Annotated in this window: 25 protein-coding genes and 1 pseudogene; 9 read left to right on the top strand and 17 right to left on the bottom strand. The window is 34.0% G+C overall.

Going from position 1 to position 25,649, the window contains the following annotated elements; genetic code table 11:
• Positions 1-27: 27 nt before the first annotated feature.
• A complete protein-coding gene (locus AB1280_RS06535; RefSeq protein ID WP_429755282.1) occupies positions 28-405 on the bottom strand; it encodes a PH domain-containing protein in 378 nt (125 codons plus the stop codon).
• Between the two features lie 197 nt (positions 406-602).
• Between AB1280_RS06535 and AB1280_RS06530 the strand changes: the two genes are divergently transcribed.
• The 6 genes from AB1280_RS06530 to AB1280_RS06505 all read left to right on the top strand — a co-directional run bounded on the left by AB1280_RS06530 (position 603) and on the right by AB1280_RS06505 (position 6,022).
• A complete protein-coding gene (locus AB1280_RS06530; RefSeq protein ID WP_429755281.1) occupies positions 603-1,451 on the top strand; it encodes a patatin-like phospholipase family protein in 849 nt (282 codons plus the stop codon).
• A gap of 272 nt (positions 1,452-1,723) precedes the next feature.
• Positions 1,724-2,794 carry a CHAP domain-containing protein gene (locus AB1280_RS06525; RefSeq protein ID WP_429755280.1) on the top strand — a complete coding sequence of 357 codons (1,071 nt, stop codon included), beginning with the start codon at positions 1,724-1,726 and terminating at the stop codon, positions 2,792-2,794.
• Between the two features lie 436 nt (positions 2,795-3,230).
• Positions 3,231-3,677 carry an NUDIX domain-containing protein gene (locus AB1280_RS06520; RefSeq protein ID WP_429755279.1) on the top strand — a complete coding sequence of 149 codons (447 nt, stop codon included), beginning with the start codon at positions 3,231-3,233 and terminating at the stop codon, positions 3,675-3,677.
• Positions 3,678-3,710: 33 nt separating this feature from the next.
• Positions 3,711-4,196 carry a dihydrofolate reductase gene (locus AB1280_RS06515; protein ID WP_429755278.1) on the top strand — a complete coding sequence of 162 codons (486 nt, stop codon included), beginning with the start codon at positions 3,711-3,713 and terminating at the stop codon, positions 4,194-4,196.
• A 207-nt stretch (positions 4,197-4,403) separates the two neighbouring features.
• A complete protein-coding gene (locus AB1280_RS06510; RefSeq protein WP_429755277.1) occupies positions 4,404-5,612 on the top strand; it encodes an alpha/beta hydrolase in 1,209 nt (402 codons plus the stop codon).
• Entirely contained in the window at positions 5,609-6,022 is a 414-nt protein-coding gene (locus AB1280_RS06505; RefSeq protein ID WP_429755276.1) for a DUF1992 domain-containing protein, read from the top strand. Before AB1280_RS06510 ends, AB1280_RS06505 begins: the two co-directional genes overlap by 4 nt.
• Positions 6,023-6,925: 903 nt before the next feature.
• On the opposite strand, the gene AB1280_RS06500 is transcribed toward AB1280_RS06505, so the two are convergent.
• The 3 genes from AB1280_RS06500 to AB1280_RS06490 form a co-directional block, all read right to left on the bottom strand.
• A complete protein-coding gene (locus tag AB1280_RS06500) occupies positions 6,926-7,303 on the bottom strand; it encodes a hypothetical protein (RefSeq protein WP_429755275.1) in 378 nt (125 codons plus the stop codon).
• Positions 7,291-7,476: a hypothetical protein gene (locus AB1280_RS06495; protein WP_429755274.1), complete on the bottom strand. Its 186-nt coding sequence runs from the start codon at positions 7,474-7,476 to the stop codon at positions 7,291-7,293. Before AB1280_RS06495 ends, AB1280_RS06500 begins: the two co-directional genes overlap by 13 nt.
• A 121-nt stretch (positions 7,477-7,597) precedes the next feature.
• Complete coding sequence (locus AB1280_RS06490; RefSeq protein WP_429755273.1) at positions 7,598-9,934, bottom strand: GW domain-containing glycosaminoglycan-binding protein; 2,337 nt, start codon at positions 9,932-9,934, stop codon at positions 7,598-7,600.
• Between the two features lie 408 nt (positions 9,935-10,342).
• On the opposite strand from AB1280_RS06490, the gene AB1280_RS06485 reads away from it, so the two are divergent.
• Positions 10,343-10,507, top strand: coding sequence for a hypothetical protein (locus AB1280_RS06485; RefSeq protein WP_272187804.1), 165 nt, complete (start codon positions 10,343-10,345; stop codon positions 10,505-10,507).
• Positions 10,508-10,588: 81 nt separating this feature from the next.
• Here AB1280_RS06485 and coaW read toward each other — a convergent pair whose 3' ends face one another.
• From coaW to AB1280_RS06455, 6 genes are all read right to left on the bottom strand, one after another.
• Entirely contained in the window at positions 10,589-11,413 is an 825-nt protein-coding gene (coaW, locus tag AB1280_RS06480) for a type II pantothenate kinase (RefSeq protein WP_429755272.1), read from the bottom strand.
• A 261-nt stretch (positions 11,414-11,674) separates the two neighbouring features.
• Positions 11,675-12,496, bottom strand: coding sequence for an ammonia-dependent NAD(+) synthetase (gene nadE / locus AB1280_RS06475; protein ID WP_429755271.1), 822 nt, complete (start codon positions 12,494-12,496; stop codon positions 11,675-11,677).
• Positions 12,497-12,549: 53 nt separating this feature from the next.
• The gene (nadD, locus tag AB1280_RS06470; RefSeq protein WP_429755270.1) at positions 12,550-13,251 is read right to left on the bottom strand and encodes a nicotinate (nicotinamide) nucleotide adenylyltransferase; all 702 of its coding nucleotides are present in this window, start codon (positions 13,249-13,251) and stop codon (positions 12,550-12,552) included.
• Entirely contained in the window at positions 13,238-14,716 is a 1,479-nt protein-coding gene (locus tag AB1280_RS06465) for a nicotinate phosphoribosyltransferase (protein WP_429755269.1), read from the bottom strand. The genes nadD and AB1280_RS06465 overlap by 14 nt, the downstream gene beginning before the upstream one ends.
• A gap of 88 nt (positions 14,717-14,804) precedes the next feature.
• Positions 14,805-15,581 carry an NUDIX domain-containing protein gene (locus AB1280_RS06460; protein WP_429755268.1) on the bottom strand — a complete coding sequence of 259 codons (777 nt, stop codon included), beginning with the start codon at positions 15,579-15,581 and terminating at the stop codon, positions 14,805-14,807.
• Between the two features lie 158 nt (positions 15,582-15,739).
• A complete protein-coding gene (locus tag AB1280_RS06455) occupies positions 15,740-15,871 on the bottom strand; it encodes a hypothetical protein (protein ID WP_429755267.1) in 132 nt (43 codons plus the stop codon).
• A gap of 220 nt (positions 15,872-16,091) precedes the next feature.
• Between AB1280_RS06455 and AB1280_RS06450 the strand changes: the two genes are divergently transcribed.
• Positions 16,092-17,471, top strand: coding sequence for an aldehyde dehydrogenase (locus tag AB1280_RS06450; RefSeq protein WP_429755266.1), 1,380 nt, complete (start codon positions 16,092-16,094; stop codon positions 17,469-17,471).
• Between the two features lie 148 nt (positions 17,472-17,619).
• Positions 17,620-18,189: a hypothetical protein gene (locus AB1280_RS06445; RefSeq protein ID WP_429755265.1), complete on the top strand. Its 570-nt coding sequence runs from the start codon at positions 17,620-17,622 to the stop codon at positions 18,187-18,189.
• A 217-nt stretch (positions 18,190-18,406) separates the two neighbouring features.
• Here AB1280_RS06445 and AB1280_RS06440 read toward each other — a convergent pair whose 3' ends face one another.
• From AB1280_RS06440 to AB1280_RS06410, 7 genes and pseudogenes are all read right to left on the bottom strand, one after another.
• Positions 18,407-19,249 carry an alpha/beta fold hydrolase gene (locus AB1280_RS06440; protein ID WP_429755264.1) on the bottom strand — a complete coding sequence of 281 codons (843 nt, stop codon included), beginning with the start codon at positions 19,247-19,249 and terminating at the stop codon, positions 18,407-18,409.
• 153 nt (positions 19,250-19,402) lie between these two features.
• The gene (locus AB1280_RS06435) at positions 19,403-20,821 is read right to left on the bottom strand and encodes a PTS transporter subunit EIIC (protein ID WP_429755263.1); all 1,419 of its coding nucleotides are present in this window, start codon (positions 20,819-20,821) and stop codon (positions 19,403-19,405) included.
• Between the two features lie 18 nt (positions 20,822-20,839).
• Positions 20,840-21,727, bottom strand: coding sequence for an N-acetylmuramic acid 6-phosphate etherase (gene murQ, locus AB1280_RS06430; RefSeq protein WP_272187793.1), 888 nt, complete (start codon positions 21,725-21,727; stop codon positions 20,840-20,842).
• Positions 21,728-22,000: 273 nt separating this feature from the next.
• Positions 22,001-22,816, bottom strand: a complete 816-nt coding sequence (locus tag AB1280_RS06425; protein ID WP_429755262.1) for a hypothetical protein — start codon at positions 22,814-22,816, stop codon at positions 22,001-22,003.
• Between the two features lie 72 nt (positions 22,817-22,888).
• Positions 22,889-23,713: a DUF2785 domain-containing protein gene (locus AB1280_RS06420; protein WP_429755261.1), complete on the bottom strand. Its 825-nt coding sequence runs from the start codon at positions 23,711-23,713 to the stop codon at positions 22,889-22,891.
• Between the two features lie 175 nt (positions 23,714-23,888).
• A pseudogene (locus tag AB1280_RS06415) lies at positions 23,889-24,518 on the bottom strand (MFS transporter); the annotation flags it as partial.
• Positions 24,519-24,622: 104 nt separating this feature from the next.
• Positions 24,623-25,627, bottom strand: coding sequence for a serine hydrolase domain-containing protein (locus AB1280_RS06410; protein ID WP_429755260.1), 1,005 nt, complete (start codon positions 25,625-25,627; stop codon positions 24,623-24,625).
• Positions 25,628-25,649 lie beyond the last annotated feature (22 nt).

Below are 25,649 nucleotides of genomic sequence, written 5' to 3'. Positions count from 1 at the left end.
TTTGTTTTGTATAAAAATACACAATTGTTACTTTGTTGTATATGCTACGAGCGCCTTTTGAATGCTATAAATACTATCATCTTTTCTAAATTCTTTTGTAATCGGAGCATGCATACTTGATATCCAAATTTTTAATTCAGCATCTAAGTCAAAATGTCCAGCTGTTTCGATGCTAAATTGTGTAATACTTTTATATGGAATAGAATGAAATTCCGTCTTTTTACCAGTCAAACCTTGCTTATCCACTAAAATCATACGACGATTTGTAAATACGATTAAATCGCGAATTAACTTATAAGCGTGTTCTACTTGTTCATCATCGAGCATAATTGCTTGTAAATCACGTTCTACCCCACTTATATCTGCATCAGATGCATTTCCTAAAAAACCACTAAATAAACCCATTATGAATACCTCCTTTATGTATAGAATAAACCTCCTTTATTGTAACATGTAACGAAAAGAAGATTCTTACTTTTAGGGATAAGAATTATATTGTAATTGCAATGAAATAATTTAATACTTAATCATAATATCTTGTGCTAATATATTTGTGTAAGAATTTTTTTATACAAAATGAACTTATGATAGAGGGACAATTGATGAATAATATTGGATTAGTTTTAGAAGGCGGAGGAATGAAGGGGCTATATACAGCAGGTGTATTAGAATTTTTTATGGAACAAAATTTGTATTTTCCATATGTAATAGGTGTTTCAGCAGGAGCTTGTATGGCTGCTACGTATTTGTCTCGTCAAAAAGGACGAAATAAGAAAGTAAATACAGAACTTGTAAGTGATCCGCGTTACATTTCATTTCGAAATTTTTTACGAAAACGTGAATTGTTTGGCATGGATTTTCTATTTGATGAGGTGCCGAATAAACTTGTACCATTTGACTTTCAAACATTCCAAGAGGGAGCAGAACAGTTTGTTATTGGTACAACGGATTGTGAAACAGGTGAAGCTATATATTACAATAAGCATAAACATGGAGATAATATTTTAAAAATTATCCGTGCATCAAGCTCTGTACCATTTATTGCACCAGTAGTGGAATATGATGATAAAAGGCTACTTGATGGAGGAATAACTGCTCCAATTCCGATTCAGAAAGCACAGGCCGATGGATATCAAAAAAATGTTGTCATTATGACAAAGCCAGCGGGATATAAAAAAGAGCCTAATAAGGTTGCTTTCATTGCAAAATGGTTATATCGACATTATCCAAATGTGGCAGATCGTCTTACTCAGCATTCTGAAATATATAACAATACTATATCGCATCTCTATTCAGAAGAACAAAAAGAGAATTTCTATGTCATTCAACCAAGTGTTCAATTACCTGTAAGTGGATTGGAACGTAATCAAGAAAGATTGGTTCATTTATATGAACTTGGCTATAACGATGCGAAGAATCAATTTGAGCAGTTGAAAGAATGGTTAAAGTAAGATATGGATGAGTCAATTGCACAATATTGCCCACTCAAATTTCATTTACCGTATTTTTACAAAACAAAATAAATGTGTTTAAAAAAATAATAAAGTCCTTTTAAAAAGATGGCATGAGCGTATAATTTTCCTAGAATGATATAGTGATCCCTATTAGGCAAAACAAAAATGGATGGGATGCTAAAATTAATGTGAGATTGTAAAAAATTGTATCTAAACCAAAGCTCAAGTTTAGTCAAGAAAATAAAGTGGGATAGGAAGTGAGATAATCTGTGAATAGTTCAAGAAACAGGCTTGAAAGTATTCGTGTACTTGTTAATGAAATATTTGATTTGGACAGCTTAGTTAACAGACAAGAAGCTTATGCTCAACTTAATGGAGTATCATCTTTCGCTTCGATGCTTGCAATGAAGAGAGGATTAGAGACAGAAATTGCGGCTATCACAGGTTTGCTTCACAACTATTATTTCTATAAAACTGGTATTATTTATTTTCCTGGTATTAATAGTGCTGAAACCATTAGACCTATCATAAGAGATTTAAATATTTTTTCTAAGGATGAACAGCTTATCATTCTTCGGGCAATATTCTACCAGAATCAGCGTGGGAAAGTCCACGGTCCATACGATGAATTAATCAAAGATGCTATTATGCTTAATAGTTTCTTTCAGAACTTGGATCACACCGTATCCCATATTGATGTTCAAAGATTTCATAATGTATTTGGCGAATTATCCATTCCAAAAGACCAATTTGAAGAAGTAGTTCTAACCAATCATCATGAAAAGATTACAAAAAACGAAAAAGATAAACGAAGCTTGTTGGCCGATATTTCAGAAAAACTAGCAAGTCAAAACATTATTGGAATTCCAGAAGATAAACTGTATACGGAAATTTGCCATTATTGGCCTGATCCCCATATATATAAAGTACTCCAAGGGAATTGGTGTGCAGCATTCGTATACCATTGCTGTATGCAGGCAGGAATCTTGCTGCCGATACGTTATCCAAACGGTAATCATCGACTAGCTGGTGTAGGTGCTATATTTGAGTGGGCTCAACTACCCGAAACTGGATTTTTTTATTATGATGACCAGAACTTTAGACCACAACGCGGCGATATAGTTATTTATGAAAAACTTTTATCAAATAATTCTCACGACCATATTGGAATTGTCCTTGACTGCGAAAACCAAGAAATTCTTGTCGCAGAAGGGAACAAAGATAATGAGAACTATTCAAGCGTTTTTTGTAGGTGTAGGGAACGCAACATTCTAGGCTATATTCGAATCGACAATGAATACGAATTTCAATTCGATGGTGACTATAATCCTATCATATAAATACTGTGTACCGAGAGTTTCAATTAATATTTAAGTTTGATATTTCTCCCTTCTTGTTAAACTAACGAGCGCTAGAAAAACATTTCATTATTTTAAAAAAGCAATATCCAAAAACAAGAGGAAGGAAATATATAACCCTGTTTCTTCTGCTTACTGTAGAAAAATCAGGGTTTTTAACCGCTAAAAAATAGCTTAGCGTGGGTCTTATGTCAAATAGATGGTAGTATCTATTGCTTAACGTTGTAAATCCGCATTTTCCTAACGCTACCTCTATACTGGCTAAACTAAACAATTTAAAAAAGAGGCTATGTGTACATATTCGCTTTCAAAAAAGAAACAATTTTATTATCTCTGAGCACTATATTCATCCAGAAAAGGAATTTCACTTCTCATATTAGAATTTAATATCTGATTAGTAAATAAGGAGGACAAGAATATGAGAAGTCAATTCCACCACATTGTAAGGGGAATACTTATAAAAGATGGACAGCTTTTGGTAGCGCATTATAAAGGGCATCATTGTTTTTTGCCAGGAGGACATATTGCATTAGGTGAATCAGTCGAAAATGCACTTAGACGAGAATGGGAAGAAGAACTAGGTGCAGCTTGCTCAATTGAAAAGTTTCTCGGTGTAATTGAAAATCAGTGGAGGGACGGAGATACATTGCACTATGAAATTAACCATGTCTTCAAAGTGAATAGCGATCAATTAAAAGTGGAAACATCTCCAAAGTCTAGAGAATCTCATCTGGATTTTTATTGGATTGTACCTACTGAAGAAAATTTAAAAAGTCATAAGGTGATGCCAGGTAGTGCTATACAAATACTAATGAAAAAAATTCAAGAACATGATATTGAAACATGTTGGGTTAGTACACTTTAACTTTTGATAAGATGGCGTAATGGAGATGAAAACATGATAATATCCGCAATGGTTGCTGTCGGAGAAAATAATGTAATTGGCAAAGACAACGATCTTCCTTGGAGACTCCCGAATGATTGGGCATATTTGAGAAGAATTACTATGGGGCATTCTATCATTCTCGGAAGAAAGAACTATGAATCAATAGGAAAACCTTTAAATGGACGTAAAAACATCGTCCTAACAACAAATAAAGACTATAAGGCTGAAGGCTGTCATATCGCTTATTCGATTGAAGACGCTCTTTCTAAATGTGAAGGCGAAAAAGTATTTATTCTTGGGGGAGAAGAAATCTATCGAAAATTTCTTCCCTACACTCAAAAGTTATACATAACTAAGATTCACGCTCCTTTTGAAGGAGATCGTTTCTTCCCAACGATTGATTTTTCCTCGTGGAAACAATTATCAGTCGAAAAAGGGATTAAAGATGAAAAGAACCACTATGAGCATTACTTTCATGTATTTGAAAAAATAAAATAAGTTCGAGAAGAACTACCGATAACTAGTGGTATGTTAAAAAGGTGTTTTCTAGACAGGAAAATACCTTTTTAAATACTTTATTTTATATCGTCCTAAATATAAATTTTGTTCACAAAATAGACACTATATCCATAGTAAATAACAAGGAAACAATCATTCTATTACTGAAATAAGTATTGAGCAAGACCGAGGAAAGGGAGGTAAAGAATGAAGAAACTAATGAGTCCGATTATGGATGAGTTGGCAAAGCAATTAAATGAAGGGAACCACCCTGCTCTTACATCGTTTTTAGAGAGCATTAAAAAACAAGAACTACCTATTGTAGAGACTTGTCCAATTGATGATGAGTATGATCTTGTTACATATATTTGGTTAGGTGATGAACTGACCGAAAATGCATATATATTTGGAAGTTTTCCTGGTTGGGAAATAGCAGCGAATGAAATGGATAAGTTCTTACATACAAACATATGGTTTAAAACGTTTCGAACAAATGAAAAGTTTGCTTCAACGTATTACTTTTCAATTAATGATCATTTTGAACAAGATTGGATAAAACGAAGTGGAAATTATAAGCGAGATCCATTGAATTCTAAGATGTTTAAGCATGAAGCAGGACCAATTTCTGTGTTAGAGCTAGGCCTATCGTCGCAAATTGATAAAACAAAGCAACAAACTCATATTCCAAAAGGAAAAGTGGAAACGCACCAGTTTCATAGTTCTATATTAAAAAATGAACGACAACTTAGGATTTATACTCCACATCATTACTCACCTGAACAATCTTCTTATGACCTTCTTATCATGTTTGATGGCAGATCTATGCTGCAGTCGTTATCAGCAGCGGCAACACTAGATCATCTTATACATACAAAAGCAATTCAGCCATGTATTCTAATTGGCATTGATCATGTAGATCGATTTACAGAACTCACATTCTCTGAAGAAATGAATATGTTTGTAACAAAAGAACTACTTCCTTGGATTCAGCAAAGATATCATGTTAATACAAATCCATATCATACAACAATTGGCGGATTCAGTCTTGGTGGTTTAGCAGCTTTTTATGCAGCATTGCAATATCCAGAGCATCTCGGAAACGTTTTATCAATGTCTGGCTCTGTACATTGGAAGAAAGAAAATTACACAGGAGCACACCATTGGATTGAAGATCAATTTAAAAGCAGCAGCACGTTACCATTACAAATTTATATGTGTGCCGGGCAGTTAGAAAATAAACCATTATTAGAAGCAAACAGGAGGTTATCACAAGTACTTAAAGAAGAAGAATATCAAAGTACCTATGTCGAATTCCCTGGTGGTCACGATGTACTGTGGTGGCACAAACAGTTTGCTGATGGATTAGTATCCTTACAACAATTAAAAATTAATAAAAAAGGAGGAGTAAACATATGAAAGATAGAGAAAAAGAGTTAGATAAAGCGTTAAAGAAACAAGAGATTCTAGTAAAAGATGAAAAGGTATGGTCATATACGTATGAAGATCATATAAGTTCGATTATTAAACGGTCGCAAAAAGAAGGCGTATTCGATGACTTAGTAGGTAAAGGAAAGCCACTGCAAATGGATAAAAGTCTCTCTTATAATCCAGAAAAACAATTATATAAAACACTGAAAGATAATCATGTATTGCCGAGATGGATTGAGCTTTCGAAAGAGATTGATACATTAAAGGAGAAGTTGCATACATGCACGGAAAACGAAGAAACAGCTGCATTAGTTGAAATGATTAATAAAAAAATTCATGAGTACAATTTAACTTGTCCACCGTCAGCGCAAAAAATGAAGATAAGTATACCAAGTTAATAGTAAGGTACCATGCATTTATGGGGCTAATAAAGGAGGTGATTATGCTGAAAATCTTTTGCTATTTCTTAGTCATTTTGTTATTTCTTCTGGTTGATTACTATTGGTTAGACATGGATACCAAAAGATGGGGATGGTTTAAAAACAGGAGTAAAACGCAAAAAATAATCTTCTTTACTATAGTTCTTCTCTTAACTTTCATAGGATACATACTTATTGATGTTGAATACTTTAAAATCTGACACTTACAAAGAAATATCGTTATTATGGACAGGGGATATATAGAGTCAAATCGTTAGCAAGTAAATCATCACATTTGTTGGAGAAGATCAAGGTCAATACTAGTATTAAAATTCTTCCAAAAATAATAAGGGAGGATTTTTTATTTCATAAAAATATTATGTTAACTAATAATTGTAAATTGAATAAAAGAAATATAGGATAGACTTAATTATGAGAAATTTTTATATACAACAAGTTTCTGTATATATTTAGAAAATAAGATGTAAATAAATATAAAATAAAAAGAAAAGAAAGTTCACAAATAAAATTTTCAATGCAATTCAATATAAAATATGACTGTAATGATTCAAAATAAAATTTCTACGGATGTATGCAATGAATTGTTGTATATGAAATTTTAGCGTGTATTTAAATTTATGAAGTTTTAAACTGGCATGTATATATGTTATGGATTGTTTCAAAATCTCTGTTTTATCTCAAAATGTATAGTTTACTTAATTAAAGAGATATAAAACCTCTTCTTTTTTATAACTACCTATAATTTATATTATGTAAACTAGAAAAAGAATTAACTAAATTAAAATAAGTAATAAAGATTCTCCCCCTCTTTTGTTATTTTTGTTTTAAGCGGTTATAATTGTGGCATTTTTATGTATACTTTTATGTGCTCTTGTTATATAAACTTATTTCAATCTTGTCTTCTGCGTCTTTACCTTCATTGACTAAACTTTCATCGTTTATGTTTAATCCATTTCTAATTGTAATGAAACCGGACTTTGCTGAAAGCATAGTGTCTGTTATCTTATTATGAACTTCTCGATATTTATTACCAGGGTTTAAATTATTTACCTTAGCGTCTAACTTTAAGTAGGTTTTTATAGGAGAAAAAGGCCGATGTTCACAGAGATTATATAGCTGCTTTCCTTCATAAGCTGTTATAACCATACATGCAGGATAATAACTACTTTTATTTCTTTTATTAATACCCCTTCTTTCTATAATGTGTTGATATGTTGATCTAGCTCTTATGTAGTCCAATTCAGTTCTTTCTTTATATCCTGTATGTCTATTCCTGAGCGGATCATTATAAATAGATAATGGAGTTGTGATTCAAATATATCAATACTTGGAAAGTTGTTTCCAAATGAAATGATTTTAATTTCATAATCCGTTTGTGTTATTTTCTCTTTAAAATGAATATAAGATGGCATAATAATTTTTCTCCTTCTTAATTATGCTTAAATAGTGGATAAGGATCGCTTATCCACTATTCTCAGTTTATTCAATTTTATATTTAATGCTTAAATTCATAGTTTACAATTTTTATATTAATTAGTAGTTTTTAATCTCTTGTTCATTATTTACGTTGATAATACAAGCACCCTGTTTGATTCGCTTCATTAATTCGTACATTTGGTTTTCTGGAATAGCTACACAACCTGCTGTTGGTTTACCATTAGACACGTGTAAGAAGAAACCAGAACCTGCACCTTTTTGAATGTTTTCTGTATTATAGTTGATTACAATACCGTATTTATATTGTGCAGGATAGTCAATTAAGTGTTCATCACTTCTAGAAGAACTATTACGTTCTTGCCATGTGTTATATTGGTCATCGTTTACATTACTAATCCAATAAGAATTAGGTGTAATTTGACGGAATGGTAAGTTAGTTCCTGGGTTTGAAGTTCCGAATGAGAATCCTAGAGAATAAGAACCTTTAGGAGTTCTACTTGTAGACTCACTAGCTTGTCCAACCCCTTGAGAGCCAACAAAACCGTTTGTAGATAGCTTTTCATTCCATAAACCGTCTTCTTTCTCAAATAAAGACACTCTAGCAGAGGTTCCCGAAGCCACTACAGTTACAATTTGATTTGTACGTTGAGCCGTTGAGGATGAAGCTACAATACCACTTAAACCATCTTGTTGTACTGCACCTCTTGCTACTGCTTTTGAGTCTATCCAGCTAAACTGATCGTTATAATCAAAACCATACCAAGTTGTGCCATTGTAATCCATAGTTAACTTCATAGTTAGGTTTTTACCTAATAGATTGTTTGCAGGTTGAATGTAAGAACCACCTTGCATACCCCAAGGTCGAGATAATACCCCATGACCGCTTTGACCTACTACATGGTATGTTTCATTCAATGTTCTGATGTTTGTTGCATTAGATACCGCTTTAGCGTCTACCCAACCTTGTTCTCTACCATCTACTTCAAAGTTATACCATGTTGTATTACCCATAACTAATCTACGAGTTACATGGATTGGTTTGTTTGAATATGCATTTGCACCATTAACCCATCTAGCACCTTCTAGACCGTAAGGCACTGACCATATACCATTACCGTTTACATCACCTAGCATAACAGTTTTATCTTCATAGCGAGTATAGAAGTTAGTAGTAAGAGTTTTAGAGTCTACCCAACCAAGTCGTTGACCATCAACAAATATATCGTACCATTTTGTGCCGTTTACTACTGCGCTTGAAACAACTTTTGCTTCCTTAAATGAGTAGTTACTTAATGAATTAATCCAATATGCACCGTGTACCCCATAAGGTTGACTCCAAACACCGTCTGAACTTTTAACGACATCAATGTAAGCTGTCTTGTTTTCTTCTTGTGTTTCAATGTTGCTTTTGACTCTAGAGTCTACCCAACCAAGTACTGTGTTTCCTTGCTTAATTTTATACCATGTAGTACCGTTCTTCACTCCACTTTGGATAACTTGTACACGTTGGAAGTTATATTTACTTGCAGAGTCTATCCAGTAAGCACCTGGTTCGCCGTATGGTGCAGACCAAACACCATCAGAACTTTTATCTGTTCCGACACTCATATAGAAGTTTTCATCTTTTACTTGATCTAAAGTAGATAGAGATTTTACCCCATCAACCCAACCTATGTTTTTGTTGTCTTTACTGATGTAGTACCAGTTCGTGCTACCTACCTTTAATGTCTTTGATACATGAACAGTTTGATAAGCGTATTGGTTTGTAGAACCACCATACTCCGCATAGTTCGTACCCCAAGGTGCAGACCAAATATCATTACCAACCGTATTTCCGATTACTACATTGAAGTTTGCAGGTTTAACATTGCCATTGTCGATTACTTGCTTGTCTACCCAGCCTACAACTTGACCGTCAATGCTAATTTTAACCCAAGTTGTTTTACCATTAACCGCTTTTTCAATTATTTTAACGTTTTTATAAGCGTACTTATCAGTTGGGGCGATGTAATTTGCACCATCAATACCATAAGGTGCAGACCAAACACCGTGAGCGTCCACTTTCATATACCCCATATACACGTCTTCATTTACTTTCTCAATGTTTGATAGCTTACTGAATGCTCTGCTGTCTACCCAACCTAGGTTCTTTCCGTCTAAGCTGATTTTGTACCAAGTAACCCCGTTTAAATCTATCTTTTGATCAAAATCGATTTCTTCACCTAAATAAAGGCTTGTAGAACCAACATAATTAGCACCAGGCAAACCATAAGGCCTGGACCAAATACCATGAGTTCCTACTCCGATAATTTGACTACCTTGAACGTTTACAATCGGTGTTTCCGCATTAGTTATTGTTGGCGAAGCTAACATTAATGTTGTTCCTGCTACACATAATAAAGTACCTAGTTTTGAGTTTTTCTTTTTAGACACAATGTTAAATCCCCTTTAGTTTGTTTTAGTCTTACTAAATATACTTTTTTACAATTTTATGTATATTAAGATGGTGATTCGTAAAAAATATTGAATCTACTTATCTTAACTACTCTTTTATTATATCAATACAATTATAGAAAAAATAAGTAAACAGATATTTTTTAATTGATTCATGTAACTATTTCTTCTTTGGATTTCTTCCCAAGTTAAATTATGACTTAGCTTTCTTTTTGAAATTCATGCCGCTGCTCTACCATTAAGTTTAGAGGTATTTCAAAATTGTTGTTCTTTATGTATTTAGCATAGAATCAATAAAATAAAAGAATGGCAAAATAAATGAAAAATTAAATATAATAACGCCTCTAACATGGGCATACTACACTTATTCTAACTAGGAGGTGCTCCATGAAAAATCAATCGAACGATTCTCACCGCACTGGAGATGAGAGATTTAATACAGCTGGACCTACTACTGAAGACGCAACTACGGGTTATGTTCGTGTGAAAGATACCTCTCAGTCCAAAGGGAAATCTGGCGGTGAATTATCTACTAAAAAAGATAGCCTATAATTAAAAATGAACTTTTCAGTGCATGTTCTAGAAAGATTTATTCAAAAAGCATGGTAAATTGCCATGCTTTTTGGGTGTGAATTATGATCTAGTTTCACTTAATAAAGCACCGATAGCACCGCTAAATCCAGGATCTTTAAAGAAAATAGGATTTTTATTGTACTGTAGTGTATAACCGCTTATGATATTTTTTAACGGTTCATTATTTGATAAAGTAGATCCTATATAAATAATATTATCTATGCTTTGCGCCTCTGCAACTTGAAGACTCAAAGTTGTTATAACCTCTCCAACAAGCCCTTGAACAGTTGCGATTAAATCTGATATATTATGATCCCCCTTACTAATGGAGGCATTTCCAAAGTTACTGGCAGTAAGATCTCCATCTATAGGAGACTTTATTTCAGTATAAATATCACTAACTTTTATATCTAATTTTGTCCTAGAACCCATCTGCGAATATTTTACAATTTCATCAAAATATTCTATACCAGTTAATAGTGTAGATAGCCCCTTCAATGTACCACCGCCTATTCCAGTTCCTCCTATACGAAAGTATGTATTTCCGTTCATTATATGTATGGAGGTACCTGTTCCAATATTGATAACTACATAATTCTCAAAAGAATAATTACTTTTATGAAGTAGATAATTAACGCCTCTACATGTAGCATCGAACTCTAAAATATAATTTATATGCTGTTTCGCTAAAATAAGCTTTTTTAGTTGTTCAGCTTTGCCTCCAGTAATACATATTTCATTTATTAAATCATTCGAATTAATCCAGTCTCCCACTTTTTCAAGTTCATCGGAACAAAAGTTTTGAAGTTGTAATTCATTATCTTTATCAAAATAAGCAATTTTGGTTAATGTGCCTCCAACATCGATACCGACAGTTCCTTTCATTGCTTCACTCGCTCCTTATTTAGATTCACTCGTGTATATTTTAGATTTTTATAAGGACTTTCTTAATTATTTTACTTTATTTCAAGAATTTTTCTACTTTTAACTATTGTTCATAGCATACTTTCTATTTTGGGTATGGAGATAATGTGAATATGTACAAACAAAAAGAATGCACATATAGATACATCTAGTATGTGCATTCTTTATTTGGTTTGTTATCGAACTAATCTATATCGTTAATTTCATGCCATTGCAATTTTATTATTTCCACCAATCATCAAACATAGTTGTAGGAAGTTGTCGTTTATGTTCAGTAACTAAATATCGCTTTTCGATTGCTTCTGCTACTTCTTTAGATACTTGCTTACCTTCTAAATAATCATCTAATTCATCATAAGAAATTCCTAGTTCGGTTTCATCTGCTTGTTGTGGTTTATTATCTAATAAATCTGCTGTTGGAACTTTTAAATACAATCTTTCTGAAGCACCTAAAGCTTTTAATAGTTCTCTTCCTTGTCTTTTTGTTAATCCCGATAACGGAAGAATATCAGCACCACCATCTCCGTATTTCGTGAAGAAACCTGTTACAGCTTCTGCTGCGTGGTCTGTACCGATTACAAGAAGGCCATTTTGTCCACCTACTGCGTATTGTGAAATCATTCGAACTCGTGCTTTTACATTTCCTTTATTGAAATCTGTAAGTTGCTCTTTTGCATCTTTTTGATATTGCTCTGCAAAAGCGTCTACTGTCGTTTTAATATCAAATGCAAGTTCTTCGTCTGCCTGAATGAATTGTAATGCTGCCTGTGCATCATCTTCGTCTTTTTGAATACCGTACGGTAAGCGAATAGCTACAAATTTTACATTATGCCCTTCGGTTCTCAGTTCTTCTACCGCTAGCTGAGCAAGTCTTCCAGCCAATGTTGAATCTTGACCACCGCTAATTCCTAAAACGAATCCTTTTGCTCCTGTTTTAAGTGCATAATCCTTTAAAAAATCGACTCTTTTACGAATTTCTTGATGTGGATCAATGACTGCTGACACATTTAAGTCTGACATGATTTTTTGTTGTAAAGTTGTCATTTCAAAATCTTCCCTTTCAGTTTTTTTGCGTTTTATATGATATGTAATCTCTATTATTGATACAAACCTTTTTCTTTAATGTAATAGTAGCAGTTATCCGGAAGAAGGTACCGCGGTTCGCCACCTTTAGAAAATTCTTCGCGTATATATGTAGAGCTAATTTCCATAGCTAATCCTTTATCGATTAATTGAAACCTACCATCGTCATAATTACGAAGGAGAGCAGATCGACTAATCGTTTGGAGCATATCGATACCATTGCGAGCCATAACGATAAAATTATTTTCACTAATCAATTCTTTATCCATTTTCCATTTTCCATCAGCGATATCTACTAAAAGGTCTGCACCCATGATAAAGAATAAGTCCGCTTCTTTAAATATAGTCCTAAAATGCTTCATTGTATAGTATGTATAATGTTTGCCTGGTAATACGTTTAATTCATGCGTGTCCAGAATGAACTTCGGGTTATCTTGTATGGCTAAACTAATCATCTTAGCGCGATGATCTCCGGTCGTCTGTATTTTCTTATCAATGCGCATGTTTGTAGAAGGTAAAAAGATAATATAATCTAGTTTTTTACGATGTGCTACAGTTGAGGCAGTCCATAAATGAACATTTGTAATTGGATCGAATGATGAACCGTATATCCCAATTCGTCGCCCTTTTTTAAACAGCTCACTAATATCTTTTTCTGGATTCAACTCTTGAAGATATTTCATACTTTTCGTCGATTCGATTTCATTTATTTTCATTTTTAATCATCTCCGCAACTTTTTGTTTTACTTCCACAATATTCTTCATTTTGTTGTCCCAACACTTTTGACTAAGGTCCATAGGATATTCTTCTGGATTTAATCCACGTTTATATTCATCCCAAAGTAAATCTAAGTTGTCTTTTGTAAATTGCTGAATTTCCTGCAGCGATGGAGATTGATAAACACATTTACCTTCTGAAAAAATATCGTGATGCAGCTCTTTAGCTTCGAAGTTAGTTATAAATTTACTAATGAATGTATGCGTTGGATGAAACATTTTTAATCGATCTTCTTCAGTTGGTTTTTCCGTCTCTAACGCGATGTAATCTCCTTCTGATTTTTTGTTTATCGTATTAATGATACGGTACACTTTCTTAAGACCCGGAGTAGTTACTTTTTCAGAATTGGAACTGATTTTAATTGTATCCACCATTTCACCGTTCTTTTCTTCGATGGAAACAAGTTTATAAACGGCTCCAAGTGCAGGAGAATCAAATGCTGTAATTAATTTTGTTCCAATGCCCCAAATATCAATTTTCGCTCCTTGTGATTTTAAATGAGTGATCGTTTTTTCGTCTAAATCATTAGATGCAATAATTTTTGTTTCTGTATATCCTGCTTCATCTAACATTTTTCTCGCTTCTTTAGATAAATAAGCTAAATCTCCACTATCTAATCGAATTCCCTTAAAGTTAATTTGATCGCCAAGTTCTTTGGCAACTTTGATAGCATTCGGTACCCCTGATTTTAATGTATCATAAGTGTCTACTAAAAATACGCAATCCTTATGTCTACGAGCGTATTTATGAAAAGCGGTATATTCATCGCGATATGCTTGAACCATTGCATGTGCATGTGTACCAACTACGGGAATTCCAAACAGTTTTCCAGCACGTACATTAGATGTAGCTTCAAATCCACCGATATATGCAGCTCTTGTGCCCCAAATCGCGGCATCCATTTCATGAGCCCGGCGAGTTCCAAATTCCATTGCAGTTTGCTCTCCTACTACTTGTTTCATGCGTGAAGCTTTCGTTGCAATCAATGTTTGGTAATTTACAATGTTTAGAATGGCTGTTTCAATAAGTTGAGCTTCTACTAAAGGCGCCTCTATTCGAAGTATCGGTTCATTCCCAAAGACTAATTCTCCTTCTTTCATTGAGCGGACAGTTCCGGTAAACTCTATACCTTTTAAAAACTTCAAAAAATCCTCTTGATATCCTAATTCATCGCGAAGATATGCAATATCATTTTCAGTAAATCGGAAACTTTTTAAGTAATGTATGATTCTTTCTAAACCAGCGAAGACAGCGTAACCATTTCCGAATGGAAGTTTTCGAAAGAATACCTCAAATACAGCTTTACGATTATGTATATTATCTTCCCAGTACGTTTCTGCCATATTTATTTGATAAAGATCAGTATGTAGTGCTAAGCTATCATCTGTATATGTATAATTCATTATAAATTCCTCCCAGTATGTAAACATATATTGTATTTTCTATAATATTTAACAATTAACAAATTGTTAAATATTTATTTTAAAAAAATTAATATCTAGCCGTGTATATTGGTTGTACTATGTCCATCTCTACAAAACGATATAATTGTGCGGACTTTTTTGATGTTCGTTGAGTCGTTTGACCTGTAATTTCTTGAATAAACGGCAACGTTTTTATTTTTCTCGCGAATGCCTGTCCACTCTTAATTGCTGGATCCTTAGTAACTGTTAATAATACGGCTTGTAACTCAGAATATGTGAAACTTTTTGGTAAAAAGTTTTTTGCGACAGTTGTTTGAAGTAAATCAATTGTAATAAATTTAATTGCGTCACTTATGATCTGATGATGATCAAAAGCTAAGTCAAGTTTCAGAACTTCATCAACTGAAAATAATGCAACTTCTGCAGCATCATCATTAGCTTGACGTTTTTCTAAATAATACTCTGATACAATGGCATAATGCGCGTTAGAAATAATCCAACCTCGTGGATCACGGCCAGGTTTATCATACACGCCATAATGTTTAATATGTATACCTTCTACACCTGTTTCTTCCTCCAGCTCTCGCTTTGCTGCTTCAAACGCCGTTTCATCATCCTGTACAAAGCCGCCAGGTAACGCCCATTTCCCTGCTTCCATATTAGGTTTTCCTTCTGCATTTGTTAATGACCGTTTGATCAGCATTAATTTCAGAGCCATAACAGGAGGTTTATGTTCTTCTTTTTCTTCAGTAACAATAGTAAATACTGCGATATCTGATGTATAGCCATCAGGTGTCTTATATTTTTTTACATCATATTGTTTTAGAGCTTCTTGGTTTGACATTTGTCTCCCTCCTAAGTGGTTAGTATTTCTCACTCTTATTAATTAACGATGTGTTAATTAATATTTACAATTATGCACGAATTATTTTGATTTGTCCATAGAAATCTTTAAAAATTTCATTGTACATCATTTGTTTTTATATAATGAATGATTTGAATTTACAATATTTCCTTTTCTTCTTTTTTTTCCTCTGTATTCCGATCTGTAAAGATGTCAGTAACGACTTCACCTGCAATTTCAACTACGAATTCACATAGGCCAGCTATTACTTCTTCAATCACTTCATGCATATTCCCACACTCCCCTTTTAGTAAGTATACCTTTAGTATATAAGCTGGGTATTTTTAAATGCTATTGAAAAAGATGACAGATATCTTACAATTCTGTAAGATTAATAGAAAGAATGATTTGTCTGAACAATACGTACAATAAATGGATTGGGATCAAATCGTTTTTACAATTGATATACATGGTATTTAAATATTTTCTTGCTATTGGAGGGATTTCCTAATGGTTGATAATATGCAACAACTTATTCAAGAGCATAGACAATTTTTCCATCATGATCATACAAGAAGTCTTCAATTCCGCCTTAAACAGTTAGAAAAATTAAAAAACTCTATTAAACAATATGAAAATCAAGTGCTGAGCGCATTATATCAAGATTTACACAAAAGCGAGTTTGAATCATATGCTGCAGAAATTGGTTTCACATATAACAGTATCAACTTTATAATGAAACACCTAAAACAGTGGATGAAACCTCAAAAAGTAAAAACACCTATTCATTTTGCGCCTTCCAAAAGCTACATAATAAAAGAGCCATACGGTACAGTGTTGATTATTGGACCTTTTAATTATCCATTCCAATCATTAATTGAACCTCTTATTGGGGCAATTGCGGCAGGAAATTGTGTAGTCCTCAAACCTTCAGAAAATGCACCAAATGTTTCAGCTGTAATGAACAAAATAATAAGTGAAACGTTTGAAAAGCAATATATTCGTGTAATTGAAGGTGATATAGAGACAACTTCTTTATTGATTCATGCACCATTTGACCATATCTTTTTTACTGGTAGCGTTCCAGTTGGAAAAGTTGTCATGGGAGCTGCGGCGAAAAACCTTGTACCAGTAACATTAGAGCTTGGTGGAAAAGGACCGGCTATTGTCGATGAAACAGCTAACCTCGATATAGCAGCCAGACGTATTATTTGGGGGAAATTTATAAATGCCGGGCAATCCTGCATAGCACCTGATTATGTTATTGTACACAAATCTGTTAAGGGAAAACTGATTTCGAAAATGAAAGAAGTCATTACCAGCTTTTATGGATCAGATGTATTAAAAAGCGATGATTATGGTCGAATTGTCAATGAGAGACAATTTAATAGACTTCTTTCTATATTAGAACAAGACCAAATTCATATAATATTTGGTGGAAAATCATCTAGAAGTCATTTATATATTGAACCAACACTTCTTGAAGCAAAATCGTGGGATGATGCAGCTATGAAAGAAGAAATTTTTGGACCGATTTTACCAATTATGGAGTACAGCGATTTAGATGAGGTCATTCATATGATTAACAACCATCCCAAACCGTTAGCTTTGTATGTATTTACTGAAAATAAAAACGCCGAAAAACAAGTATTAGGACGAATTTCTTTTGGAGGAGGATGCGTCAATGATACAATGTCACATATGGCTAATATCCACTTGCCTTTTGGTGGAGTAGGAAATGCAGGGTTCGGTGCCTATCATGGCAAACATAGTTTTGATACTTTTACACATCGTAAAAGCATTTTAAAGAAAAGTTCAAGGATAGACTTTGGGTTGGTATTTCCACCGTATAGGGACAAAATTAAAATTTTGCGAAAGATTTTTAAGTAATAGAGAATAAATAAGGATAAAGACCTTATGTATCGTTGATTTTTGGATTTTAAGGAGTCTGGCTACAGGGAAAAAGCCAACCTCTAAAATAGGAATTTTATGACGTATTAAGAAAGTTATCTAAGTACAAACGAAAAAGGAGAATGTTATGTATTGGCTTAGCGATTTGTCACAAGAGTCATATAAGCTTCACGATTATTTTAAAACATTTTCTTATACTAAAAAACTCGTGCTCACTGCCATTTTTTCCGCACTTGCAGCGCTCTTGCAGTCAACTGGAAACCTTCTTCCGGGGATTGGATATCTCATTAGTCCTTTTGCTACTGCTCCTATTTTGATTTGTACTATTGTATCAATTCCCTTTGGAATTCAAAGTTATGTTTTAACCTTTCTTTTACTGGTTCTGATCCAACCCGGTGAATCTTTTGTTTTTCCGTTCACAACAGGGATAGTAGGTTTAGGAATTGGGTCATCTCTTTTTAGTTTAAAAAAACGAATCAACATTATCTTTTTTACATCTTTCTTATTGCTAGGTGGAATCTGTTTCCTTCTCTATATTGTCCGTTTCCCGGTTTTAGGTCCAATCGTCAGTACATCAATTTCATTAAAAATCATAGGATTTATTTATATTTTTTCTTTTGTGTACAGTTGGATATGGGTGGAATTGAGCCGGGTATTCTTTAAGAAATGGTATAAACTGATAGGAATAAATAGATAACGAGTAAAGCCGACCTCCTTAATATTGTGATGGTCGGCTTATTTATTTAAACCATTATTGTTTTCTAGGAAATGTCGCAGAACGAATATTCATATATTGATGGTAACAATGTCACTTCAATTTAACTCATGAATGTCATTTTTGCCAATGATTTGTACGGCAGCCTGCATTTCCTCAAGAGTCGTTGATAACCATTAAAATTATCAACGACTTCTTTTCATCGGGAACTAAATTTTGCAATTGATTCTATTATTTGTTCCCAGTCTTCACTATGAATCTCATGCCCTGATCCTTCAAGAGTCACTAATTTAGCATGTGGAATTGCTTTCGCAAGAGCAAGTCCATGCTCGTATGACAAAGCTGGATCTTCTGTTCCATGAATAATGAGTACCGGTATGCTGATTTCCCCCATCCTATCGTAATACTCATCTCCGCCTTGCAGCATGGCATGATTAAATCTGCTTGGAAGCTGTTTAGCACGAGTTACTTCCCTTTTCGCCAGTTTATATATTCTTTCTCTCTCATAAGGTTTGGAACCGGCTAAAGTTTTCCATCCATCCGCAATATAGGAAACAGCTTCTTCTTGATTTGACCAAACTATGGATGTACTCTTTGCATGGTGATTTAGGATATTCTCATCCATTGGAGGAAGTTTTTCCATCTCAGTCCCGAACACACTTGATGCAATTAAAGTAAGCGTAAATAAACGATTCGGATACCTAAGGGCAAGAATTTGACCAATCATACCACCTAAGGACATTCCAACAATATGAGCTCGCTTTATGGAATAAGCATCCAGGACTCCAACTGCATCGGTAGCCATGTCTAATATTGTGTAGTTGGAAGTACCAGGTTCATAAGTAGTCGATCGTCCCAAATCACGATGGTCGTATCGAATGACAAATCTTCCTTGATCAGCGAGACGGAGACAGAAATCCTCATCCCACCAATCTAATGAAGACATAGCTCCCATAATTAAAAGTACAGCAGGGTCCTTAGGATTTCCAAAACTTTCTGCACAAATCTCCACATTATTTATTTTCAGTATTCGCTCAACCATGTTACCCCTCCTTTAACATTAATTCCCTATTATTATAAGATATTAGGACATATTAGGGCATGTATATTTCATAAGTGGCAGTTTTCCCCTGTAGGTGAATGATAGTAGAATCCCAATGATTGATCAAAAAATTAATCGTACTTTTAATATGTATTATTTTTGTTCTATCATCGCTTCCTTTGGCACACCAAAGAAATAGGTTACGATAAATCCACCAATATATCCTGCAAATAATCCAATGACGTATTTCCACCATACTGTACCAGCAATTAAAGGGATTAATGCCAGGCCCGATGGCCCAATAGCAATTGCACCAACATTGCCAAGCAATCCGATGACTGCTCCTCCAATACCTCCGCCGATACATGCGGTGATAAAGGGCTGACCTAATGGTAATGTGACTCCGTAAATTAATGGTTCCCCAATGCCAAGAATTCCCACAGGGAGTGCACCTTTGATTACATTTGTTAAAGATTTATTTCTACGACAGCGAATCCATAATGCGATTGCCGCTCCAACTTGCCCAGCCCCTGCCATTGAAAGAATAGGAAGTAATTGTGTCATACCTGTTGCATTGATCATTTCAAGATGAATTGGTATTAATATTTGGTGTAAACCTAACATAACAAGTGGTAAAAATGTTGCGCCAAGTACAAATCCAGCAAATGCACCACCTCGTAATAATACCCAATTGATAGCGCCAATTAAATTATCTGAAACGAAACCTGCTAATGGCATGATGAAGAAAATTGTTACAAGCCCTACTATTAATAATACGATTGTGGGCGTCACGATACTTTCAATGGCATCGGGAATCCATTTACGTAATAGCTTTTCTACAAATGCTAAAATCCAAACAGCCACTAATACCCCAATAACTCCACCTTGTCCTGGAGATAGTGGCTGACCAGTAAAGATATTAAGAATTGGATTTTCTGACGATATGCCAGTTAAAAGGGTTATACCACCGATTACCCCACCAAGTGCTGGTGTTGTATTGAATTCTTTTGCCGCATTAATGCCAACAAAAATTATTAAGTAACTAAATAGTGCGTTTTTAATCACATTTAAAACTGTTACGTATTGTCCCCAAGTTTCTTTATCTAAATTTCCAGCTGTAATATTATTTAATAGAATTGAAGCGATACCAGCAATTAACCCTGCCCCAACGAATGCTGGTATAAGCGGAATGAAAATATTTCCTATTTTTCCTAAAAAATTTTTAAAAGGTGTATTATTCTTTTTCTTTAATTCTGCCTTGATTTCTGCAGCTTTTGCTTGTAGTTCATCTGCAGAAGAAATTTTTGAAGAGCCATCTTTTCTCTCTGCTAATAAAGCACCAAACTGTTCTGCTACTTTTGTTATAACACCTGGTCCAAGAATAATTTGATATGTTTCATCATCAACAGTGCCAAGAACCCCATCAATCTTTTTTAATACTTCTTCATTAATTAAATTACGATTTACAAGTGTAATACGAAGACGTGTCATACAGTTTGTGTATGCTGAAACATTATCACTACCACCAACCGCATCTAAAATTTGAGATGCCATGCTATGATATTTGTTCATCTGTCGTCCTCTTTTCGGTTATTTTACGACTTGTCTAACAAATCCTTGCGTTTCTGCTAATTTCTTCATTGCTTCTTCTTTTGAAAGTCCTGTTAAAATCATTACAATCGCGATTTTAGGTTTATTATTTGCTTTTGCTAAGTAAGTTTCAGCTGTTTCATAATCGCAAGAGGTTGCCTCCATCACGATACGCTTTGCGCGCTCTATTAGTTTTTCATTTGTTAGTTGAACATCAACCATTAAATTCCCATACACTTTCCCGATTCCTACCATAGAAGCTGTTGAAAGCATGTTGCAAATTAATTTTTGTGATGTACCTGCTTTTAAACGAGTGGAACCAGTTAATATTTCTGGTCCATTTACTACTTCAATAGCAATGGATGCGATTTTTCCGACTGCTGAACCTTTGTTACAGCATACTGCGACTGTTTGTGTACCAATTGAATTTGCATATTCTAATCCTCCAATAACGTATGGAGTACGGCCGCTTGCTGCAATTCCTACTACAATATCTTTGTTTGTTAAGGAAATATTTTTTAAGTTTTGAATACCTAAATCTTTGCTATCTTCTGCACCTTCTACTGCTTTAATGAACGCTTTTTCACCACCAGCGATTAATCCAATTACCTCTTCTGGATCCGTTCCGAATGTTGGAGGACATTCAACCGCATCTAATACACCAATACGTCCGCTCGTTCCGGCTCCGATATAAATTAAGCGGCCACCTTTTCTTTTTGCTGCAATAATTGCTTCAACTGCCTTGGCGATTTGTGGAAGTTCTTGTTTCACTGCTTTTGCAATTTTTGCATCTTCTTCATTCATGATTGTTAAGAGATCAATTGTTGACATTTCGTCTAAATTCATTGTTTTTTTATTACGTGCTTCGGTTATTAAATGTTCTAGCATATTCATCACCCTCATTTATTTCGAAATATATCAGATAGTATTTATGTACTTGATGATGTTTCATCTTCTCCATGAATACTATTTGTTTTATATTGCTATGCTAAATGCAAAAAAAAGAGTCTTAAATTGTTAAGACTCTTCTTTTGATAAACAATATGTATTTCTTTTTAATTGGTTATGTTTCATCACAGAAATATATTTACTAAATTGATTAGAGGACAATGACATTTTTAGATTCTTTTATCTACTTCATTGAGCAAATACATTTGTTAATCACTTAGACGTAGACTCAAAGTGAGCAGCAATAGTTAATGCATCTTGGATAGAGCCACTTGTTTCTATTCCATATAAAGTATCTCCATTTTGCCAATACACACGGTTTTGTTTCTGTCTGTTATCTACATCTATAACTGCGTAAGAGTTTGGTGTTGGTAGTGGTGCTTTATCTAATTGATTCACTATGGATTTTGCTATTGCTATATTTTCATCTTTATTTGTCAATGGACTTTTTACAATAATTGCCCAATGATCCTTAACAAAATTTAAATACATTGTTCCTGCTGCTCCCTCAGTAAAACCTTTAATTCCATTCCCTAAATCTGTTGCACTAGGATCATCTTTGCTCGGGATATCTTTTTCGTAATCAGGATTTAATCTAAATGTTGAACATAAACTTTTACCAGCTTCTTCCTTTGTCTCATACTTTTTGACAGATAGTTTTGCGATTTTCTTAGCTTGTTTAGAATCCGAAAGTACAGCGGAATCGACAGGTAATGGACTGTTGCTTTCAAAAAATGTAACCATGTAATTTTTATCTTGCCCTTCAGTATGTGCAGATAAAACCTTTTTTTCATTAGACAGAGGGATTTCTGTTGGTAAGAATATATTCATTTTCGTTTTTGCTTTTAAAGCTGTTCGAGTCGCTGCAAACACATCTTTTTGTTTCGATGCATGAGACTCTTGTTGTTTTTCTGTTTGTTTCTTATCGTGTTGTTTTTCTGTTTGATTGTTTGGTACAGCAGTTTCTTTTTTGTCACATGCTCCTAGTAAGAGTAGGGAAACACACATGAATGCTGAAATTTTTTTCATTTCTTTTACCTCGAGTTTATTAATTTTGTGAAAAATAACATTATGAATCTAATTATAAAATTACACCTCAAATTAAAACTTATGCAATTTTTTTAAAGTCTCCAATGCAGCAATCGTCAACGTAGAGTTTCCTTCTTGTTCTAAAGCTCGGAAATACAAGCTTCTTAAGAAGGATTTAATGTTTTGTACTAAAATATCATTTTGAGAAGTCGGAGCTTCTTCAATTATTGTAAAGCTGTGAAGCCAATTGTTCCACTCTTCTTGGTTTAAGAGATTTTGGTTCCATATAGACATTACTGCCGTCACTAATCTCTCATCCTCGAAGTTTATGTATACGTAATCATGTAGACGAACCTTATGTCGAACAACAGTAAGGATAGCATGCGAAAAATCGCGATTTCGTATCGTACGAGCTAAAGCATTCAAGGCATCTGCGGCATGTGCAGTAGAATGAGCCCAGCCTTTTCCCTCTACATATCCTCGCACATCCTGCTCAAGATGCACATATTCGAGAACTTGTTCTGCCACGCTGTAAAGCTGTTCTTCAGATAAGAACGGTTCGTTTTCATGAACAGATAAAATAAGCGGTGGAATTAAAATTGAGAAAGCACGCTTAAAAACAGAGTCTGTTCCCTTTTCACCGATTTTATAAAACAAATAATCAGGACTAAGCGCCTGCAGCAGTAATCCCCGTAACTCTTTTTGTCTAAATACTTCGCTTGTAATCCATCGTTCGAGTGTACTGTAAATTAATTCATCCCGTAGCTCAGCATCATTTGACCCGATATAATCCATCATCCATTGGGCATATGGATAGGCATCCACATCTTCTGGTACAGCATAATTGTTATTTTTAATTTGTTGTAATTCTTGTTTCAAGTCTTGTTCATCCATCATTATACTTTCTATCCCCTTTTAAAATTTTTCTGTTTTATTTTTATACTACCTCATATGCCTCTTTATAGGCTATCCTCAATATATACTTTTGTAGAATTGTATCAACTATTTGCATGTTAGTACATCTCCAAAATTAATTTTAATCTATCTGTAGCTTTTCTAAACATTGTAAACTTTACTTCCTTATTTTCAGAAATACTATTATATGTTTTACTGGATTGTTGTTTATTCCATCTTTTGTGAGCCCCTCATAAAAATGAAAAAGAAAAGAATTGACTCTATATAGTAGAGAATTCTCTTCTTCCTTCTTTAAACCTGAAATAATTCTCTTACATGCTTTGGCTGCCCCACGATAATTTTTTGATTTTTCCTTTTGCTGATTAGGCCGTCTAATTAAAATAGCAATGATAAATGACACGACACATAATGCGGCGATTACCATAAAATTTGGCCTAAATCCATCTAGAATTGCCCCGATAAAGGCACCAGCAAGTGCTCCAAAACCAAAACCTTGATACACGATACCGTAGTTTTTACTATGATTTTTTAAACCGAAGAAATCACCAATAACGACTGGAAAAATCATGCTGTTTCTACCAAAAACTGTAACAATTAAGCCCCAATATAAAAACGCTTAGGATACACCAACTGAAGCAATAAACTTTGCGTTAATGTACTTGAAAATTAGGCTATTCGTTCCGTATGAAGAGACACATATCCCAGAAATTAAACCTTTGCGCTTTGGAAACCATTTTATTAAATTGTATAATGAAGTGATATAGGCTGTATCGTCTGCGTAATCTATAAAAAGACACTTATGATGAGGTGTCTTTTTGTTGATTATATATTTTCTTTTTTATTGTTTTTCATTTTCTAATGCTTATGTACAAGTCGTATCACCCAGTATGGTTATTGAGCAAATGTATCAGCCACTATATTGCTAAAGTCTCTTAAATATTGAAGATAATCGTTTCCACCATAGTTATACCTTTTGTTATACATCTTTGCGACAACGACATTATATTCAGGAATCACTAAAATTGTTGGACCAGTTATCCCTAATATTTGATAAGATCCTTTTGAAACTCTTTCACCTATTTCACTTTGCAATGCTGGTGTATTCTGAACAAACCAAAATAATCCGTTTTGTGGTAAATTTGTATTTTTAAAATGAGGAGAATGAACTTGTGTTGCCATTTCAATAACTTTTTTTGGGACAATTTGTTTTCCATTCATCTTACCTTTATTTAGGTGAAGATTTCCCCAAAAGGCAAACTCTCTGGCGGAGACAAAAAGATTTGATTCTGTCCCGTCATCTGATGCACCTAACTTGCTTTCAGCTGCTTCATTTGGATTAATGACTACTTTTACTAAATTGTTATGATCCTCTATTTGCCAAGCTGTTTCGGTAAAGCCTGCGGGTATAAAGACTCGTTCTCTCAGTAATTCCGGAAAGCTTTTATTATATAGCTTATTAATGAGCTGCGTCATCATTTCGACATTAATACCTCTGTAAGCCCACCCTTCTCCAGGTTCAAATTCTCGATACATAATCCCGCTGTCACTTACATTGAGACCGTGCGAATGAGTTACTAAGTGCCTTATTGTTGTTTTAGCAAGTAAAGTTTTGTCATACTCTTCAAAGTAATTTACAGCATGATCGTCTAGACTTTTAATTTTCCCTTCATAAAGCGCATAGGCAATCGCAAGTCCTAAGTAACTTTTTCTTGCAGAAGCAACGTTAAATTGTGAAGTTGCTGTAATAGGCGAACTATTTTTTGTATTAGAATGAGTTCCGCTATAATGCTCCAATACAACTTGATTATTTTTCATAATAAAAAGTGCTGCTGCGGAGCTATGATTTCGGTCTTTAATATTTTCTACCCATGAAATTAATTGCTCGTATTTTTTCATTTTTTATTCCTTTCTGTATTGA

This window comes from Bacillus sp. S10(2024) (assembly GCF_050473865.1).
GTDB lineage: Bacteria > Bacillota > Bacilli > Bacillales > Bacillaceae_G > Bacillus_A.
Note: the sequence above shows the minus strand (reverse complement) of the source record. Positions and strands in the feature narration are given on the sequence as shown.

What these genes read in the sequence shown, in the direction of transcription:
- AB1280_RS06535 (WP_429755282.1), bottom strand. Translation starts at nt 405, where the DNA reads ATGGGTTTATTTAGTGGTTTTTTAGGAAATGCATCTGATGCAGATATA.
- AB1280_RS06530 (WP_429755281.1), top strand. Translation starts at nt 603, where the DNA reads ATGAATAATATTGGATTAGTTTTAGAAGGCGGAGGAATGAAGGGGCTA.
- AB1280_RS06520 (WP_429755279.1), top strand. Translation starts at nt 3,231, where the DNA reads ATGAGAAGTCAATTCCACCACATTGTAAGGGGAATACTTATAAAAGAT.
- AB1280_RS06515 (WP_429755278.1), top strand. Translation starts at nt 3,711, where the DNA reads ATGATAATATCCGCAATGGTTGCTGTCGGAGAAAATAATGTAATTGGC.
- AB1280_RS06510 (WP_429755277.1), top strand. Translation starts at nt 4,404, where the DNA reads ATGAAGAAACTAATGAGTCCGATTATGGATGAGTTGGCAAAGCAATTA.
- AB1280_RS06505 (WP_429755276.1), top strand. Translation starts at nt 5,609, where the DNA reads ATGAAAGATAGAGAAAAAGAGTTAGATAAAGCGTTAAAGAAACAAGAG.
- AB1280_RS06495 (WP_429755274.1), bottom strand. Translation starts at nt 7,476, where the DNA reads ATGCCATCTTATATTCATTTTAAAGAGAAAATAACACAAACGGATTAT.
- AB1280_RS06485 (WP_272187804.1), top strand. Translation starts at nt 10,343, where the DNA reads ATGAAAAATCAATCGAACGATTCTCACCGCACTGGAGATGAGAGATTT.
- coaW (WP_429755272.1), bottom strand. Translation starts at nt 11,413, where the DNA reads ATGAAAGGAACTGTCGGTATCGATGTTGGAGGCACATTAACCAAAATT.
- nadE (WP_429755271.1), bottom strand. Translation starts at nt 12,496, where the DNA reads ATGACAACTTTACAACAAAAAATCATGTCAGACTTAAATGTGTCAGCA.
- nadD (WP_429755270.1), bottom strand. Translation starts at nt 13,251, where the DNA reads ATGAAAATAAATGAAATCGAATCGACGAAAAGTATGAAATATCTTCAA.
- AB1280_RS06465 (WP_429755269.1), bottom strand. Translation starts at nt 14,716, where the DNA reads ATGAATTATACATATACAGATGATAGCTTAGCACTACATACTGATCTT.
- AB1280_RS06460 (WP_429755268.1), bottom strand. Translation starts at nt 15,581, where the DNA reads ATGTCAAACCAAGAAGCTCTAAAACAATATGATGTAAAAAAATATAAG.
- AB1280_RS06455 (WP_429755267.1), bottom strand. Translation starts at nt 15,871, where the DNA reads ATGCATGAAGTGATTGAAGAAGTAATAGCTGGCCTATGTGAATTCGTA.
- AB1280_RS06450 (WP_429755266.1), top strand. Translation starts at nt 16,092, where the DNA reads ATGGTTGATAATATGCAACAACTTATTCAAGAGCATAGACAATTTTTC.
- AB1280_RS06445 (WP_429755265.1), top strand. Translation starts at nt 17,620, where the DNA reads ATGTATTGGCTTAGCGATTTGTCACAAGAGTCATATAAGCTTCACGAT.
- AB1280_RS06440 (WP_429755264.1), bottom strand. Translation starts at nt 19,249, where the DNA reads ATGGTTGAGCGAATACTGAAAATAAATAATGTGGAGATTTGTGCAGAA.
- AB1280_RS06435 (WP_429755263.1), bottom strand. Translation starts at nt 20,821, where the DNA reads ATGAACAAATATCATAGCATGGCATCTCAAATTTTAGATGCGGTTGGT.
- murQ (WP_272187793.1), bottom strand. Translation starts at nt 21,727, where the DNA reads ATGCTAGAACATTTAATAACCGAAGCACGTAATAAAAAAACAATGAAT.
- AB1280_RS06425 (WP_429755262.1), bottom strand. Translation starts at nt 22,816, where the DNA reads ATGAAAAAAATTTCAGCATTCATGTGTGTTTCCCTACTCTTACTAGGA.
- AB1280_RS06420 (WP_429755261.1), bottom strand. Translation starts at nt 23,713, where the DNA reads ATGATGGATGAACAAGACTTGAAACAAGAATTACAACAAATTAAAAAT.
- AB1280_RS06410 (WP_429755260.1), bottom strand. Translation starts at nt 25,627, where the DNA reads ATGAAAAAATACGAGCAATTAATTTCATGGGTAGAAAATATTAAAGAC.